A 14,570-nucleotide genomic window follows, 5' to 3' on the forward strand; every position below is an offset into this window, starting at 1 on the left:
GAGATCCAAGGGTCTTGGGGAAGTAGGAAGAACCGATTACGACGCCTACGCGGCAGCCGTTCGCGATGATACGTGACGCGCCAAGCAAAAATGTAAGCTTAATGAAATAATTGAGAGCGCTGCAGAGCCAAAAAGTTCGACGGATGCAGGGTTTGACATCGACAAATCCATCGAAATGGTGCGACGCGAAAATGCGGGTAAACTCTAGTGCTGCGCGCCATATGGTAACTGTGCACTTACTTTAGCCGGAACCGTACCGGAACCCACGCCTTCAATCTTCACTGCCCGCCTCCGGCAGCATTTTTCAGGTTTCACATGCAGGGAAAATCCCAACGCCTGGTTGAATTGGACTTTTTTCGCGGTCTCGTACTGCTGGTGATTCTGGTCGATCATATTGGCGGCAGCATGATATCCCGCGTGACGCTTCACGCGTTCGCGCTCAACGACGCCGCCGAAGTCTTCGTGTTCCTTGGTGGATTTGCCACCGCGACCGCCTATGTGTCAATGTCGGGCCGCCGTTCGGAATCGGCCGCGCGGGCGCGGTTTTTCCGGCGCGCATTCGAAATCTATCGTGCGTTTCTCATTACTGCGGCCCTGATGCTGGCGACAAGTTTCGTGCTGCGGCCATTTTTCGGCAGTGCGCCGAATCTGGCTACCGCCGACCTGGACAGCTTCCTCGCCGCGCCGTTCACCGTGCTTGCCGACGTCCTGCTTTTGCGCCGTCAGCCGTATCTGTCTTCCGTGCTGCCCATGTATGCATTCTTCGCGCTGGCCGTGCCGCTGGTGTTGCCGCTGGCTCGCAGCAAGCCGTGGCTGTTACTGGGCGCCAGTATCGCGTTGTGGGCAGCGGCGGCTCCCGTTGCCGAGTATTTGCCGTCGGCGGATGACTCGCTGTGGGACTTTAATCCCGCCGCATGGCAGTTGATGTTTGTTCTCGGTGTGCTCGCGTGCTGCCAACCGGTCTATCAGCGGGTGAGTTCGCACCGGTTCGGCTGGGTGGTGAGCGTTGCTGCGCTCGCGATTGTCGCGGGCATGGCGTATTACAAACTGCTCGTGCTCCCCGTTTCCTTCGATGGCGATTTCAAGCGCAATCTGGCCGGCGCGAGAATTGTCAATTTCTTGGGCATCGCGTGGCTTGCGGGCGACCTGGCGCGCTACGGCGTAGTGAAGCAGTTTGCGCGCCGCTTGCCGTGGGTCGGCGCGGTCGGCCGCGATGGACTGATGTGCTTCGTAGCGGGCGCGGTGATCTCGTTGTGTGTGGATTCGGTATTGTTCACGCTCACTGGCGGACTGATTGATGTCCCGCTGGGTTTCGCCGCCGACGCTGTCGCGCTGGGTCTGTTGCTCGCGATTCCGCATCGCCAGCGTGTCCTTGATGTGATCGGTTTAAGACCGGTTGCGCCGGTCGCGAAGAGAGAAGGGGAAGGGCGCGTGGTTCGATGAACGGCGGCCGACCTCGATCTTCGTCAAGTAAGAAAGCGCGACTAACGAACTACGCTGCGTAGCATCCGCTTGCTACGCAGCACATCATTGCTGGATCGAGCGGGTCCTCATAACCACAACGATTCCCGCACAAGGCTCGGCTCCCGAAAGCCCTCACTCATCTGAACCTGTACGAAAGCAAAAAAGGCGTCCGCACTACGGACGCCTTTTTTGCATTCAAAGACCCGCGTCAGGTCACATCCCCCGTTTCATTTTTAGGAATTCTCAGTTTTGTCCTAATTCTTTAAGAGAGCTCCGAGGGTCATCTGAGGGGCCCCGTCTTAATATTCATTCACTCGCAGACGAACCGGTTCATCGCCTCCCACACGAATCCAGACGATGAAAGAACAGGTGGCTCGCACTGCGCGCTCAGCATCGCGGGACGAAGTAGTCCTAAGCACTGTAAGCGTCGACAAACCCGCATTCATTTCTCTATTGGAAACGTTCATGAAATCCTTCATCTCTACCCTCGCTGCTGCTGCAACCTTGGCCACCCTGGCGCTCGCTTCAACCGGCGCAAGCGCTGCTGACGGCACGATCACTTTCACGGGTGCCGTGACTGATACGACTTGCTCGATCGATGCAAAAACCACTGGCGCCGCTGACAAGAACGTCACGTTGCCGACGGTGACGGGCAGCGCGCTGAGCGCCCCAGGCGCAACGGCCGGCACGACAGGCGCGACCGACCTGACCTTTGCGCTGAGCGGCTGCTCGACCGAAACGAAGGCGGTTGCCCGTTTCGAGAACGGTCCGACGATCGACCAGACCACCGGTTATCTGATGAACCAGGCACCGGCCGGTGCGCAGAACGTTCAGGTTCGTTTGCTCAACGCATCGCGTCTGCCTATCAACGTGGTCACAGGCGCAAACAACGACCTGGCAGGCAACGGTGTCGCAATCGTGTCGGGTGCCGCGAACCTGCAGTACTTCGCTCAGTACTACGCCACCGGCAAGGCCACAGCCGGCCCGGTCAACACCTCGGTCCAGTACACGGTCGACTACCAGTAAGCCGTATCAGCAGGCATCTGCGGGGTGCAGATGCCTGTTTTTTTACCGAAATTTCGAGATACGTTTTTCACGGAGAAATATCAATCATGAAGTCCATTAGTCGAATTGCATGTGGTTTGGGTCTGGTCGCGGCCTTCTTGGCGGGCAGTGCAGACGCAAGCATGACCGTGAGTGGCACGCGGGTGGTGTATCCCCTTGAAAATCGTGAGTTGGCGATGGGTGCAGGCAAGACCTATACGAACGACATCGGCGGGATGGTTGAGCCGCGCGGCACCGCGCTGTTCCCGATCAAGAACCTGAAGACGGTTCCCGCCAACGCGCACGTCAAGTACCAGGGTATCAGCGATTTCGGCGGCGCCCTGCCGTTCGAAGCACCTATGACCCCGTAAGGCCCCGCAAGACTCGCCGTAAGGCTTCGCCCCGCACCGGGGCGGATTGAAGGTGTCGCGGGCCATATCGAGCCGACGCCTTCCCCCAACACTCAACACGCGTTTTACCGAGCGGACTGTCCCGAACAGCCCGGTGGGTCAAGTCGCGTCTGAATCGACCTAACCATCGCAGGCTGAATCATGAAACTCGCTGCTCAAACCGCATTCAATGCTCAGTACCCGGTCGCATTCCGGCTGCGCCTGAAGCCGCTTGCCGCGATCGCTTTCTCGATGATGGCGTGTGGTGCAATTTCTCAAGCCGTGGCGGAGGCCGCGACAACGCCGCAAACCCAGACCGGCGCCATCGATGAAGTCAGTTTCGACAACATGTATCTGCGCGGGGACGCGGGCACGGCCATCGACACCAGCCGTTTCACGCGCGGCAACGCGGTGACCCCGGGAACGTATTCGGTCGACCTGATCGTGAATGGCGCGCGTTTGGCGCGTGAAGACATTCGCTTTGTTTCAACCGACGGCAAGCTGGGCTCAACGCCTTGTTTCAACCGCGCGCTGTTGCAGCGCGCGGGCGTGGATCTGGCGAAGGCCGATGCGGCCGCGGGACGTGGTGCGGCAACGACTGCTGCACCGGCAACAACTACTGCCCACGCGGACACCTGCGATGAAATTGGCGCGATCGTACCGGGCGCGACGGTCGATTTCGACTTCACGCAGCAGACGCTCGAACTGAGCGTGCCGCAAGCGTTCATGAAGAACTCGGCACGCGGTTATGTGCCGCCCGAACAATGGGACCAGGGCGTCAACGGTGGTTTCATCAGCTACAACGCGAACACGTATCACACGGCGAGCTCGGGCGTCGGTTCGAGCCAGAGCTACCTCGGCCTGAGCGCCGGCCTGAACATTGGCGCGTGGCATATCCGCCACCAATCGTCGATATCGACCGGAACTGGTCAAAAGACGCAATTCGACAACATCGCGACCTATGCGCAGCGCGACGTGACGAAACTCGGGTCACAACTGACCGTGGGCGATACGAGCACGACCGGCGAGATCTTCGACAGCGTGTCGTTTCGCGGCGTGCAACTGGCCACCGACGACCGCATGCTGCCTGAATCGATGCGCGGTTACGCGCCGGTCGTGCGTGGTACCGCTGAAACGAACGCACGCGTGACGATTCGCCAAAACGGCCAGGTGCTGGAGGAAACGAACGTTGCGCCGGGCCCGTTTGAAATCAACGACCTCTACTCGACCGGCTACGGTGGCGATCTGGTGGTGACCGTGACGGAAGCCGATGGCCGCAGCAAGGAATTCACGGTGCCGTTTGCGTCGGTGGCGCAATTGCTGCGCCCCGGCGTCACGCGTTTCAGCGCGACCGCCGGCCAGTTGCGCAACGATTCGCTCGATACGAAACCCGTCTTCGCCCAGTTCACCATCCAGCGCGGCCTGACCAACACGGTCACCGCTTACGGCGGCGCGGTCGTGTCGAACGGGTACGGTGCAGTGAACGTGGGTGGTGCGTTGAACACGGGTATCGGCGCATTCTCGATGGATGTGACGGGCGCCTTCACCAGCATCCCGAACGCGCAGTCGATGCACGGCACGAGCTTGCGCGTGGGTTACAGCAAGTTCATCGCGGCAACAGATACGAACGTGTCGGTCGCGGCGTACCGTTTCTCGACGGCGGGCTACATGAACCTGAACGATGCCGCATCGGTGAGGGATATTGCAGATCACGGTGGCGATATCAACTCGGTTTATCGGCAGCGTAACCGCATGCAGGTGTCGATCAATCAAAAGCTGGGCGACCACGGCACGATGTTCGTGACGGGCTCGTCGCAGAACTACTGGAACCACGGTGGTAACGACACGCTGTTCCAGGCCGGCTACACCAACGCGTTCAAGTACGGAACGTACAGCCTGACGGCGGGGCGCACGCGGTCAATGGATGGCCAGATGTCGAACGAATTCATGCTGAGCACGACTATTCCGCTGGGCCACAAGGCGCATGCGCCGATGCTGACCACGAACGCCTCGCACACCTCCGATGGCGCGACGAACATGCAGGCGAACGTGAGTGGTTCGCTGGGTGAAACGAACCAGTTCTCGTACAACGGATATGGCACGTATAACGCGGGCGGCAGTTCGGCCAACAACGGCAACGCGGGTTTGAGCGCGACGTATCGTGCGCCTTATGCGACGTTGAATGCATCGGCGAGCGCGGGTGGCGGCACGCGTCAGGTGTCGGCCGGCGTGCAGGGTTCGGTGGTGGCGCATCCGGGCGGGGTGACTTTATCGCAGACGGTGGGCGACACGATCGGGATTGTGGAGGCACCCGCTGCAGCCGGTGCGATGGTGACGAGTTCACCGGGAACGAAGGTGGATTCACGCGGTTATGCGGTGGTTCCGTACTTGTCGCCTTACACCATGAACGAAGTGGATATTGATCCGAAGGGCACGTCCACCGATGTTGAATTTAAATCGACATCGGCGCAAGTGGCGCCGCGTGCAGGCTCTATAGTGATGATGAAGTACGAGACGGTGAGTGGTCGGGCTGCATTGATTCAGGCGCCGAAACTAGGTGGTGGGACGTTACCATTTGGAGCGAGTGTGGAAGACGAACAAGGCAAGAGCGTGGGTGTGGTCGGTCAGGATAGCAGAATATTTGCACGGGGTCTTGAGGATCAGGGAGCGCTGACGGTGAAGTGGGGAAATGGCCCGGTCGAACAATGCCGGATTGCTTATACGCTGCCGAAGAAAGAGGCGAAGGCTTATAACCCCGGGTATTTGTCGCTGCAGTCGCATTGCGTGTTGGGAAGTGAAATGGTGGCGAGTGGGAGGGGGGCGGTTGCAACAGTCGTTCCCGCGACCGCCGAGCGATAAGGCCATTGAAGGGGCCGCGTTCTCGACACGTCAGGCGGTAGGCAAACATCACATAACCGCAAGGTCACGTTCACGCGGTGTCAGGTGCCAAACTATGAGACGACGAATTTCATGTTGAAACGACTTGTGATAATCCTGTTTTGCCTGCTTCAGATAACGGTTGGCGTGTCAGTGTCGGTTGCAGCGACCACCGTGTGTTCTATAACGGGAGGCCTCAACTATGCTCCTGCCGTCACCGACAACCTTTTTCCGCGTGACGCTCCCATCGGCACGCAAAGTCCGCCTTACTCCACAACGGTGCAAATTGGATGCATTCCAGACAGCTCAAGTCACACGATACAGTTATATATATACGCGCCCAATGGCGTAAACGTAGCTGGAAACCAGTACTACTTCCAAACGAATCTCCCAGACGTTGCCGTTAGGTACATTATTGAAAATGCAACAGGCACCTCTTGTAGCCCGTACTCGGAAGGCTGGCCGTCGCAGGTCAAACAAGGTAAACGAACGATCAACTGCCCACTCGCGGCTTCGAGTACAGGCATTCCGCAAATATTCAGTCTAAAACTGACGGCTTATTTTTTGAAGCTCGGCACAGCTACAACCGGCAATTTGACGACGATCGCGCCAGTCATCATTAACGAATATTTGCCGGACGTTGGTGGTACGTTTAACCTGTTCTCAGGTGCCGCAAGTGGTACGTTTTCCATCGCCGCATGCACGGTCACGACACCTTCCATTGCCGTGACCATGCCGAAGACCTACACCTCCCGATTGCCGAACGTCGGATCAACCGATGGTGAAACGAGCCTGAACATAGGCCTGAACTGCGACGCAGGTGTCAAGGTGTACACCACGCTAACCGACGTGAGCACGCCTTTGAACAACACGACAACGCTGTCGCTCAGTTCGGACTCGACTGCGCAAGGTCTCGGTTACCAAATCCTTTATAACGCGACGCCCGTCAAGTTTGGCGTTGATTCGTCGGTACCGGGAAACGCGGGTCAGTTCGTGTTGACACCCGCGCAAACCCCGGGCGGCACGGTGACAGTTCCGCTAACCGCCCGGTACATCCGTACAGGCAAGATCGGCAGCGGTTCTGCGAACGCGAAAGCAACCTTCACCATGTCGTATCAGTAGGAAACGTGAGCGGGACAAGGTCTATCACGAGACCGGCGGAGCGAAGCAACGGTATCGCACAATGACGCCGTTGCAAGCGCTGCGTGCGATGACTTCCGCCTTCGCGCTTTGCCTTAACGCGGCAACGCCGAGCCTGATTCTCCCGCCGCCGGCAGCAACGCATCGCTGTCGTCCTTGAGCTTGACGCCTGTCAGCTTCAGACGCCTCGCTTCGGTCAACAGGTAATGCAGCTTGAACGCTGCCGCGTCGTAACCAAGTCCTTCAGGCCGAACGTTTGAAATACAGTTGCGCTCCGCATCGCTTTTGCCGATGCGCGGCTCATAGGTCAGGTAGATACCGAGACTATCGGGCGAACTCAAACCCGGCCGTTCACCAATCAGCATCACTACGATCCGCGCCCGTAAAAGCTCACCGATACCATCGCCGAGTGCGACCCGCGCCTGCCTGGCGACGACGATCGGACCGATGCTGACGCCAGCAAGCTTCGAGCGCATCCGCTCAAGCAGCGGTACGGCATGACCCGCGGCGGCATAGGCCGACAAACCATCGGCGACGACGAATACGATATCGAACGCAGCGGGCGCCGCGGCCGCGTAATCGCGCAGCCGTGCGGCGCTTTCATCGTTCAGTTTTCTGCCCAGATCCGGGCGCCGCAGATAATGATCGCGATCGGGGGCAGCGCTTTCGGCATCGAGCGTATCAAAACCCGCTGCACGCAACGATGCATGCAGGGCGTCTACATCGAGCGGTTGATGCACTGCGTCGCGGGCTTGCGCATGCGAAAGATTAAACGCAAGCAGCGGCGCCGTCGGCAGGCTGCTGCCCGCCCGGCCCAACGCAATGCGCGCGTTGGTGAAACGGCGCAACGCGTCCCACGGATTGGTGCTGACGGAAGAAGGGGGATCGTCGAAATCGGCCATCAGGCGCTTATCCATTCAAGCAGCGGTTGCGGTGCGGACTGGTTCAGCAACCTGCCGCGCGAATCGGCGATTCGCATCGATTCAAGCCAGGCCTCGAACTCCGGCGCGCGCCGCAAGCCGAGCACATTGCGAACATACAGCGCGTCGTGGAACGAGGTGCTTTGATAGTTCAGCATGATGTCATCCGCGCCGGGAATGCCCATGATGAAATTGACATTGGCGACACCGAGCAGCGTGAGCAGGTTGTCCATGTCGTCCTGATCGGCTTCAGCGTGATTCGTGTAGCAAATGTCGCAACCCATGGGGACACCGAGCAATTTGCCGCAAAAGTGATCTTCCAGTCCGGCGCGAATGATCTGCCGGCCGTCATACAAATACTCGGGGCCGATGAACCCGACCACCGTGTTGACCAGCAGCGGGCTGAACTTGCGGGCGACCGCGTAAGCGCGCACTTCGCAGGTTTGCTGATCGACGCCATGATGGGCGTTGGCGGACAACGCGCTGCCCTGACCGGTTTCGAAATACATCAGGTCGTTGCCAACGGTGCCGCGTTTGAGCGACAACCCGGCTTCATGCGCTTCCTGAAGCAGCGCCAGCGAGACGCCAAAACTGCTGTTCGCTTTCTCGGTGCCCGCAATCGACTGGAACACGAGATCGACCGGCGCACCTTTCTCGATCGCGGCAATCGTGTTGGTCACATGCGTGAGCACGCATGATTGCGTGGGGACTTCGTAGCGTTGCCGGAAGTCGTCGATCATTACGAGCAGCGTCGTGATCGCACTCAACGAATCCGATGCCGGATTGATACCGATCACGGCGTCGCCGCAGCCGTACATGAGGCCGTCGAGCATCGATGCGGCAATGCCCTTGACGTCGTCGGTCGGATGGTTCGGCTGCAAGCGCACCGACAGATGTCCGGGCAAGCCGATCGTATTGCGAAAGCGCGTGATGACCGGCCGTTTTTTCGCGGCGAGGATCAGGTCCTGGTTGCGCATGAGCTTCGATACGGCCGCGACCATCTCCGGTGTCAGCCCCGCGCTCACGCGGATCAGCGCGGCGGAGTCGGTGGTGTCCGCGAGCAGCCAGTTGCGGAAATCGCCCACGGTGAGATGCGAAATGTCGGCGAAAGCCTGCGGCGAATGATCGTCGATGATCAGGCGCGTGACCTCGTCACTCTCGTACGGGATCACGGCTTCGTTGAGGAAGGTGCGCAACGGCACTTGCGCCAGCGCCATCTTCGCCGCTACGCGTTCTTCTTCGGTATCGGCTGTCACGCCTGCCAACTGGTCGCCGGAACGCAGCGGGCTGGCTTTCGCCAGCAACGTCTTCAGGTCGTCGAAACGGTAAGTCCGCAGACCGATGGTCTCGTTATAGCTCATCGTGTGATCCTTGTTCCAAGGCTTCTCCAGGCACTTATCCTGCGCTCACCGGCCGGGTAGCACATCCGGCATCCGGCATCCGGCCGGCGAGAGCAGGTTGAGCCGCATCCTTCGGCGATGACCGGGGCCGGTGGCCGATCCAGGCGTCGATCTCGAAGTATGCGGCGAAACGATGAGCAGCCAAAAATGCGGAAATGGTAATTTGAATGGAGCAGACAGTGTATCCATGCCGGATCGCCGGTCTGGACGGCGCGCCGGGCGCATCGCGACCCGATTTTCCGCATGCGATAATCGCGCTCTTCCCATCCGGCCACTTTTGCGCGGCGCACCTTGAAAAACCTGCTTGTTTCCCTCGATCGCCTGGCCGATTTCGACGAGATCGTCGACGTCCGCACGCCGCTCGAATTCGCGGACGACCATATCCCCGGCGCGATCAACGCCCCCGTGCTGAGCAATGAGGAGCGGGTGCTGGTCGGTACGATGTACAAGCAGGTGTCGCCGTTCGAAGCGTCCCGCGTGGGCGCTGCGCTGGTCGCGCGCAATATCGCGCAGCACCTCGACACGACCTTTGCCGGCCGGCCGCGCAACTGGCGTCCGCTGATTTATTGCTGGCGCGGCGGTACCCGGTCCGGCTCCGTTACCACGGTATTCAGCATGATCGGCTGGCAGGCGCGGCAACTGGCGGGCGGGTATAAGACCTACCGGCGCGCGACGCTCGATACGCTCGACCATTTGCCCGCCACGTTCCGATATATCGCGCTGACAGGCCCCACCGGCAGCGGCAAAACGCGTCTGTTGCACGCATTGCACGAGGCCGGTGCGCAGACGCTGGATCTGGAACAACTGGCGGCACATCGCGGCTCCCTGCTCGGCGCGTTGCCGGGTGAGCGGCAACCATCGCAGAAATGGTTCGACACGCTGCTGGTCTGCGCGCTACGCGGCTTCGATCCGGCCCGGCCGGTGTTCGTCGAGGCGGAGAGCAGGCGGATCGGCACGATCTCCTTGCCCCTCGCGCTGCTGGACACGTTTCACCGCGGCGCGTGTGTCGAGGTCGAGGCAAGCCGCGAGGATCGCGCCACATTCCTGCTGCACGATTACGCTCATCTTTTCCAGGATCCGGAGTCATTCAAGCAGCAACTGTCGCGGCTGATCGGGCTGCATAGCCGCGAGCGGGTGAGCGGCTGGCATGCGTTGATCGACGCGGGTCGGGAGGCGGAGCTTGCCCGCGAACTGATCGACCTGCATTACGATCCGGCCTACGCGCGCAGCAGTCACCAGAATTTCAGCGAATTGCCGCACGCCACGCACATGCTGTTCCGGCCGAACGACGCCGATGTGGTCGAGCAGGCAAGGGTGCTGCTGGCACGGCTTGAGGCCGTGCCAGTTACCTCAGCCTGATGCCGTTTCAATCCAATCCAATACAAACTACCCAAGACCATGCAATCCACTCTTCGACAACCCCGCGTCGCGCTCGGCTGGATCACGTTCCTGCTGATCGCGGTCGTGGGCCTGTTTTACGTCAAATGGTTTCCTTACTACAACCGTGCGTTCGTGGCGGCCAGTCAGCATTCCATTGGCAAATCAATCCTGATGGGCACCGCCGCGAGCGCGCCCGCGCCGTCGTGGCAGGCGGCTATCGACTATGCGATTGCCTACGGCAAGGCGATCTGGCAGGCGATGGTGCTGGGGCTTTTGCTCGGCTCGGCGGTGCAGGCGTTGATACCGCCGCAATGGGTGGCGCGCGCGCTCGGCAAGAGTGGCTTCGGCAGCGTGGTGAACGGCGGCCTGATGTCGCTGCCGGGCATGATGTGCACCTGCTGCGCAGCGCCGGTGGTGGCTGGCCTGCGGGCGCGTCAGGCGGCGCCGGGAGCGGCTATCGCGTTCTGGCTCGGTAACACTGTACTTAACCCGGCCACGCTGATTTTCATGGGCTTCGTGCTCGGCTGGCAATGGATGGGACTGCGGCTCGCGCTTGGCGTACTGATGGTGTTCGGCCTGGGTTATGCCGTGAACCGGATGGTGACGCCCAAGGAAGCTGAAGCGTCACGCATCGAGATGGCGAAGCTGGTCACAACGGAAGATCCGGGTACGGCATTCACGCGCTGGGTTCGCATTCTCGGACGCATGACGATCCGGCTTGTACCCGAATACATCGTGCTCGTGCTGGTGCTTGGTGCCGCGCGGGCGTGGCTGTTTCCGCATATTGGTCCGAATATCGACAATAGCGTGCTGTGGATTGTGGGACTTGCTATTGCCGGCACGTTGTTCGTGATCCCGACAGCGGGCGAAGTGCCGATCATCCAGGCAATGCTGTCGCTCGGCATGTCCGTCGGTCCCGCAGGCGCGTTGCTGATGACGCTGCCGCCGGTCAGCTTGCCGTCGGTCGCGATGCTCGGCCGTTCTTTTCCGCCGCGCGTACTGACGTTCGTGGCCGTTGCGGTGGTGGGATTCGGGATTGTCGCGGGGCTGCTTGCTGTGGCGCTGGGGTTCTAGGCGCGCGTGATGTAATTCGTAGCGTCCACGACACGAGAGGCCGGTTTCAACGCGAGTTGAAACCGGCCTCTTTTTCATGAGTATGAGTATCAGCCGCTCATTGCAGCGGGTGCGCGCGGCTGAATGCTCCTGCCATGTTCTAGTGCGTAGCCGCCTGAATCAGCAGCTTGAACGGCAGCGCCAGCAGCATCGCGCCACCTACGCCGACGCACCAGAGCGCGACGAACCACAACGTACTCTTGAGCCGCGAACCCTTGCGGCGCTTGTTGTCAGTCGCAGTATCGGTATCAGTATCGGTTTCAGCATCGGTCTTAGTGATAGTGATGTTCGCCATGGCGCACCTTGCCGCGAAAAACCCAGTAACCCAGCGTCGTGTACGCGATGATCACGGGCAAGATCACCGCCGCGCCAATGAGCGTGAACATCTGGCTCGAATGCGGAGCCGCGAGTTCCCAGAGCGACACGCCGGGGAAGATGGCATGGGGCGAAATGCTCGCCACCAGGCCGCTATAACCGAGCAGCACGAACGCCAGCGCCATCATGAACGGCCGTGTTTCGTGCCGTGAACGGATGGACCGGCGCATCAGCCATGCACACGCAACTACAAGCACGGGTACCGGCAGGAATCGATAGAACCAGGGGGTATCGAACCAGCGCGTTGCAATGCCCGCGTCCTGCAGCGGTGTCCAGATACTGACGACCGCAATGGTCCCGAGTTGCAGCAGCGTCAGCGGCCACACGATCCGGTAAAAGCGGCGTTGCAGATCGCCTTCCGTTTTTGCGATCAGCCAGCAGCAGCCCAGCAGCGCATAGGTGACCACGAGCGCGAGTCCGGTGAACATGCTGAACGGGGTGAACCAGGTGAAGGCATCGCCGGAAAAACGGCCGTCCGTGACTGGAATGCCATTGAGAAATGCGCCGAGCGTCACGCCCTGGAAGAACGTCGCACCCGCCGATCCGCCGATAAACGCAAGATCCCACATGTGCTTTGTACGAGTCGCCTTCGATCTGATCTCGAACGTAACGCCGCGAAAGATCAGGCAGACCAGCATGAACATCAACGGCAGATAAAGCCCCGACAGCACGGTTGAATAGATCATCGGGAACGCGGCGAACAGGCCCGCGCCGCCCAGCACGAGCCAGGTCTCATTACCGTCCCAGACCGGTGCGACGGTGTTCATCATGACGTCGCGATCACGCTCCTCGGGGAAGAATGGAAACAGGATGCCGATGCCGAGATCGAAGCCATCGAGCACGACATACATCAGCACACCCAGCGCGATGATCGCGGCCCACGTCAGGGACAAGTCCATCTCATGCTCCTTCGATTGAATGTGTCGCGGCGGACAGCGGCCGGCGCGCGGTAAGGTTGTCGTCGTCCATGCGCGGTGCGTGCGTGATCGTGCCGTGCGTGCCGGGCAATGCCGGGCCGGTTCTAAGCAGTTTGAGCAGGTAGTAGATGCCGGTACCGAACACGAGCGTATAAACAATCACGAAGATCAGCAGCGTCACGCCCACTTGTTGCGCTGTAACCGGCGACACGGCCTGCGCCGTGCGCATCACGCCGTACACCACCCACGGCTGACGACCCGCTTCCGTCGTCACCCAGCCGGCGAGCAGCGAGATGAAACCCGACGGTCCCATCACGAGCACGAAGCGCTGGAACATCTTCGATTCGAACAGGTTATTTTTTCGCCGTAGTACGAAGCCGGCCACGCTCATCAGGATCATCAGGACACCAAGCCCGGCCATGATTCGGAAGCTCCAGAACACGATGGTCGAGTTCGGCCGATCCTCTTTCGGAAACGACTTGAGCCCGCGGATTTCACCGTCCCAGCTATGCGTGAGGATCAGGCTGCCCAAGTGCGGAATCGACACGGCGTATTTCGTGGTTTCGGCTTCCATGTCCGGGATGCCGAAGAGGTTCAGCGCCGTGCCGCCTTTCTCCGTATCCCACAGGCCTTCAATGGCCGCGATCTTGGCCGGTTGATATTCGCGCGTGTTGAGGCCGTGCTGGTCGCCGACCATGGCCTGAAGCGGGGTGAGCACCAGCAACAGCCAGAGCGACATCGAAAACATCTTCTTGATGGCCGGGTCCTTGCGTCCTTTCAGCAAGTGATAAGCCGCGCAAGCGGCCACCACGAGCGCCGCGACAATGAACGCCGCGATCGCCATATGCGAAAGCCGGTACGGAAACGACGGGTTGAAAATGATCTTGAACCAGCTCACCGGCACGACATGATCGCCTTCGATACGAAACCCCTGTGGCGTCTGCATCCAGCTATTCGATGCAAGAATCCAGAAGGTCGAGATCAGCGTGCCGATGGCGACCATCAGCGTGGCGCCGAAGTGCGCTTTCGGTCCGACTTTGTTCCAGCCGAACAGCATGATGCCGAGGAATCCCGCTTCCAGGAAAAACGCGGTCATCACTTCATAGGCGAGCAGCGGGCCGGTGATCGGGCCGGCAAAGCTCGAAAAGCCGCCCCAGTTGGTGCCGAATTCGTAGCTCATCACGACACCGGACACCACGCCCATGCCGAACGCGACGGCGAACACCTTCGACCAGAAGAGGCACAACTCCTTGTAGACCGGCTTACCGGTTTTGAGCCAGGCCCCTTCGAGCACAGCGATAAAACTCGCCAGCCCGATGCTCAGCGCCGGGAAAACGATGTGAAAAGAAACCGTAAAAGCGAACTGGATACGCGCTAGATCGAGCGCTTGCTGAGTGGCATGCATGGCAGGTTGTGCAGCCATCGCGGGCGCGCTCGAAACGAGCTCGCGGGCGGGCGCTGGTTGGTTGGACTGAGTACGACGGAAGCGACTCTAAGCCAGTTTTTGAGATGAATGGTGCGGCGCGGCAGGGGGCAGGAATGTGCGGAAAT

At 60.2% G+C, this 14,570-nt stretch carries 12 protein-coding genes; 7 read left to right on the forward strand and 5 right to left on the reverse strand.

The features are described 5' to 3' along the window. The first annotated feature begins 315 nt into the window (after nucleotides 1-315). The 5 genes from opgC to HB376_RS04515 all read left to right on the forward strand — a co-directional run bounded on the left by opgC (nucleotide 316) and on the right by HB376_RS04515 (nucleotide 6,896). Nucleotides 316-1,443 carry an OpgC domain-containing protein gene (opgC, locus tag HB376_RS04495; RefSeq protein WP_213762209.1) on the forward strand — a complete coding sequence of 376 codons (1,128 nt, stop codon included), beginning with the start codon at nucleotides 316-318 and terminating at the stop codon, nucleotides 1,441-1,443. A 486-nt stretch (nucleotides 1,444-1,929) separates the two neighbouring features. Then, complete coding sequence (locus HB376_RS04500) at nucleotides 1,930-2,490, forward strand: fimbrial protein (protein WP_213762210.1); 561 nt, start codon at nucleotides 1,930-1,932, stop codon at nucleotides 2,488-2,490. Between the two features lie 86 nt (nucleotides 2,491-2,576). Beyond that, nucleotides 2,577-2,879 (forward strand): hypothetical protein, encoded by a 303-nt coding sequence (locus HB376_RS04505; RefSeq protein WP_213762211.1) that lies wholly within the window; start codon nucleotides 2,577-2,579, stop codon nucleotides 2,877-2,879. A gap of 180 nt (nucleotides 2,880-3,059) precedes the next feature. Next, on the forward strand, nucleotides 3,060-5,756 hold the full coding sequence (locus HB376_RS04510; RefSeq protein ID WP_213762212.1) for a fimbria/pilus outer membrane usher protein: 2,697 nt from the start codon (nucleotides 3,060-3,062) through the stop codon (nucleotides 5,754-5,756). Between the two features lie 111 nt (nucleotides 5,757-5,867). After that, complete coding sequence (locus tag HB376_RS04515; protein ID WP_213762213.1) at nucleotides 5,868-6,896, forward strand: fimbrial protein; 1,029 nt, start codon at nucleotides 5,868-5,870, stop codon at nucleotides 6,894-6,896. A 113-nt stretch (nucleotides 6,897-7,009) separates the two neighbouring features. Here the strand turns inward: HB376_RS04515 and eutC are convergent, their stop codons facing one another. Together eutC and HB376_RS04525 are read right to left on the reverse strand one after the other, a co-directional pair. Next, a complete protein-coding gene (eutC, locus tag HB376_RS04520; RefSeq protein WP_213762214.1) occupies nucleotides 7,010-7,816 on the reverse strand; it encodes an ethanolamine ammonia-lyase subunit EutC in 807 nt (268 codons plus the stop codon). After that, nucleotides 7,816-9,195: an ethanolamine ammonia-lyase subunit EutB gene (locus HB376_RS04525; protein WP_213762215.1), complete on the reverse strand. Its 1,380-nt coding sequence runs from the start codon at nucleotides 9,193-9,195 to the stop codon at nucleotides 7,816-7,818. Before HB376_RS04525 ends, eutC begins: the two co-directional genes overlap by 1 nt. Before the next feature lie 330 nt (nucleotides 9,196-9,525). Between HB376_RS04525 and mnmH the strand changes: the two genes are divergently transcribed. Continuing rightward, a complete protein-coding gene (gene mnmH, locus HB376_RS04530) occupies nucleotides 9,526-10,593 on the forward strand; it encodes a tRNA 2-selenouridine(34) synthase MnmH (RefSeq protein ID WP_213762216.1) in 1,068 nt (355 codons plus the stop codon). 39 nt (nucleotides 10,594-10,632) lie between these two features. Next, the gene (locus HB376_RS04535; RefSeq protein ID WP_213762217.1) at nucleotides 10,633-11,688 is read left to right on the forward strand and encodes a permease; all 1,056 of its coding nucleotides are present in this window, start codon (nucleotides 10,633-10,635) and stop codon (nucleotides 11,686-11,688) included. A 139-nt stretch (nucleotides 11,689-11,827) separates the two neighbouring features. On the opposite strand, the gene HB376_RS04540 is transcribed toward HB376_RS04535, so the two are convergent. The 3 genes from HB376_RS04540 to HB376_RS04550 are packed head-to-tail and all read right to left on the reverse strand — an operon-like array spanning nucleotide 11,828 to nucleotide 14,424. After that, nucleotides 11,828-12,022 carry a hypothetical protein gene (locus HB376_RS04540; protein WP_213762305.1) on the reverse strand — a complete coding sequence of 65 codons (195 nt, stop codon included), beginning with the start codon at nucleotides 12,020-12,022 and terminating at the stop codon, nucleotides 11,828-11,830. Next, nucleotides 12,000-13,001: a cytochrome d ubiquinol oxidase subunit II gene (gene cydB, locus HB376_RS04545; protein WP_213762218.1), complete on the reverse strand. Its 1,002-nt coding sequence runs from the start codon at nucleotides 12,999-13,001 to the stop codon at nucleotides 12,000-12,002. The genes HB376_RS04540 and cydB overlap by 23 nt, the downstream gene beginning before the upstream one ends. 1 nt (nucleotide 13,002) lies before the next feature. Beyond that, nucleotides 13,003-14,424: a cytochrome ubiquinol oxidase subunit I gene (locus tag HB376_RS04550; protein ID WP_213762295.1), complete on the reverse strand. Its 1,422-nt coding sequence runs from the start codon at nucleotides 14,422-14,424 to the stop codon at nucleotides 13,003-13,005. Nucleotides 14,425-14,570: the final 146 nt, after the last annotated feature.

The organism is Caballeronia sp. dw_19 (assembly GCF_018449515.1).
GTDB lineage: Bacteria > Pseudomonadota > Gammaproteobacteria > Burkholderiales > Burkholderiaceae > Caballeronia.

Bases quoted from the DNA above. Each gene is read 5' to 3' on its own strand.
- HB376_RS04505 (WP_213762211.1), top strand. From the start codon at position 2,577: ATGAAGTCCATTAGTCGAATTGCATGTGGTTTGGGTCTGGTCGCGGCC.
- opgC (WP_213762209.1), top strand. From the start codon at position 316: ATGCAGGGAAAATCCCAACGCCTGGTTGAATTGGACTTTTTTCGCGGT.
- eutC (WP_213762214.1), bottom strand. From the start codon at position 7,816: ATGGCCGATTTCGACGATCCCCCTTCTTCCGTCAGCACCAATCCGTGG.
- HB376_RS04525 (WP_213762215.1), bottom strand. From the start codon at position 9,195: ATGAGCTATAACGAGACCATCGGTCTGCGGACTTACCGTTTCGACGAC.
- cydB (WP_213762218.1), bottom strand. From the start codon at position 13,001: ATGGACTTGTCCCTGACGTGGGCCGCGATCATCGCGCTGGGTGTGCTG.
- HB376_RS04515 (WP_213762213.1), top strand. From the start codon at position 5,868: ATGTTGAAACGACTTGTGATAATCCTGTTTTGCCTGCTTCAGATAACG.
- HB376_RS04535 (WP_213762217.1), top strand. From the start codon at position 10,633: ATGCAATCCACTCTTCGACAACCCCGCGTCGCGCTCGGCTGGATCACG.
- HB376_RS04540 (WP_213762305.1), bottom strand. From the start codon at position 12,022: ATGGCGAACATCACTATCACTAAGACCGATGCTGAAACCGATACTGAT.
- HB376_RS04550 (WP_213762295.1), bottom strand. From the start codon at position 14,424: ATGCATGCCACTCAGCAAGCGCTCGATCTAGCGCGTATCCAGTTCGCT.
- HB376_RS04500 (WP_213762210.1), top strand. From the start codon at position 1,930: ATGAAATCCTTCATCTCTACCCTCGCTGCTGCTGCAACCTTGGCCACC.
- HB376_RS04510 (WP_213762212.1), top strand. From the start codon at position 3,060: ATGAAACTCGCTGCTCAAACCGCATTCAATGCTCAGTACCCGGTCGCA.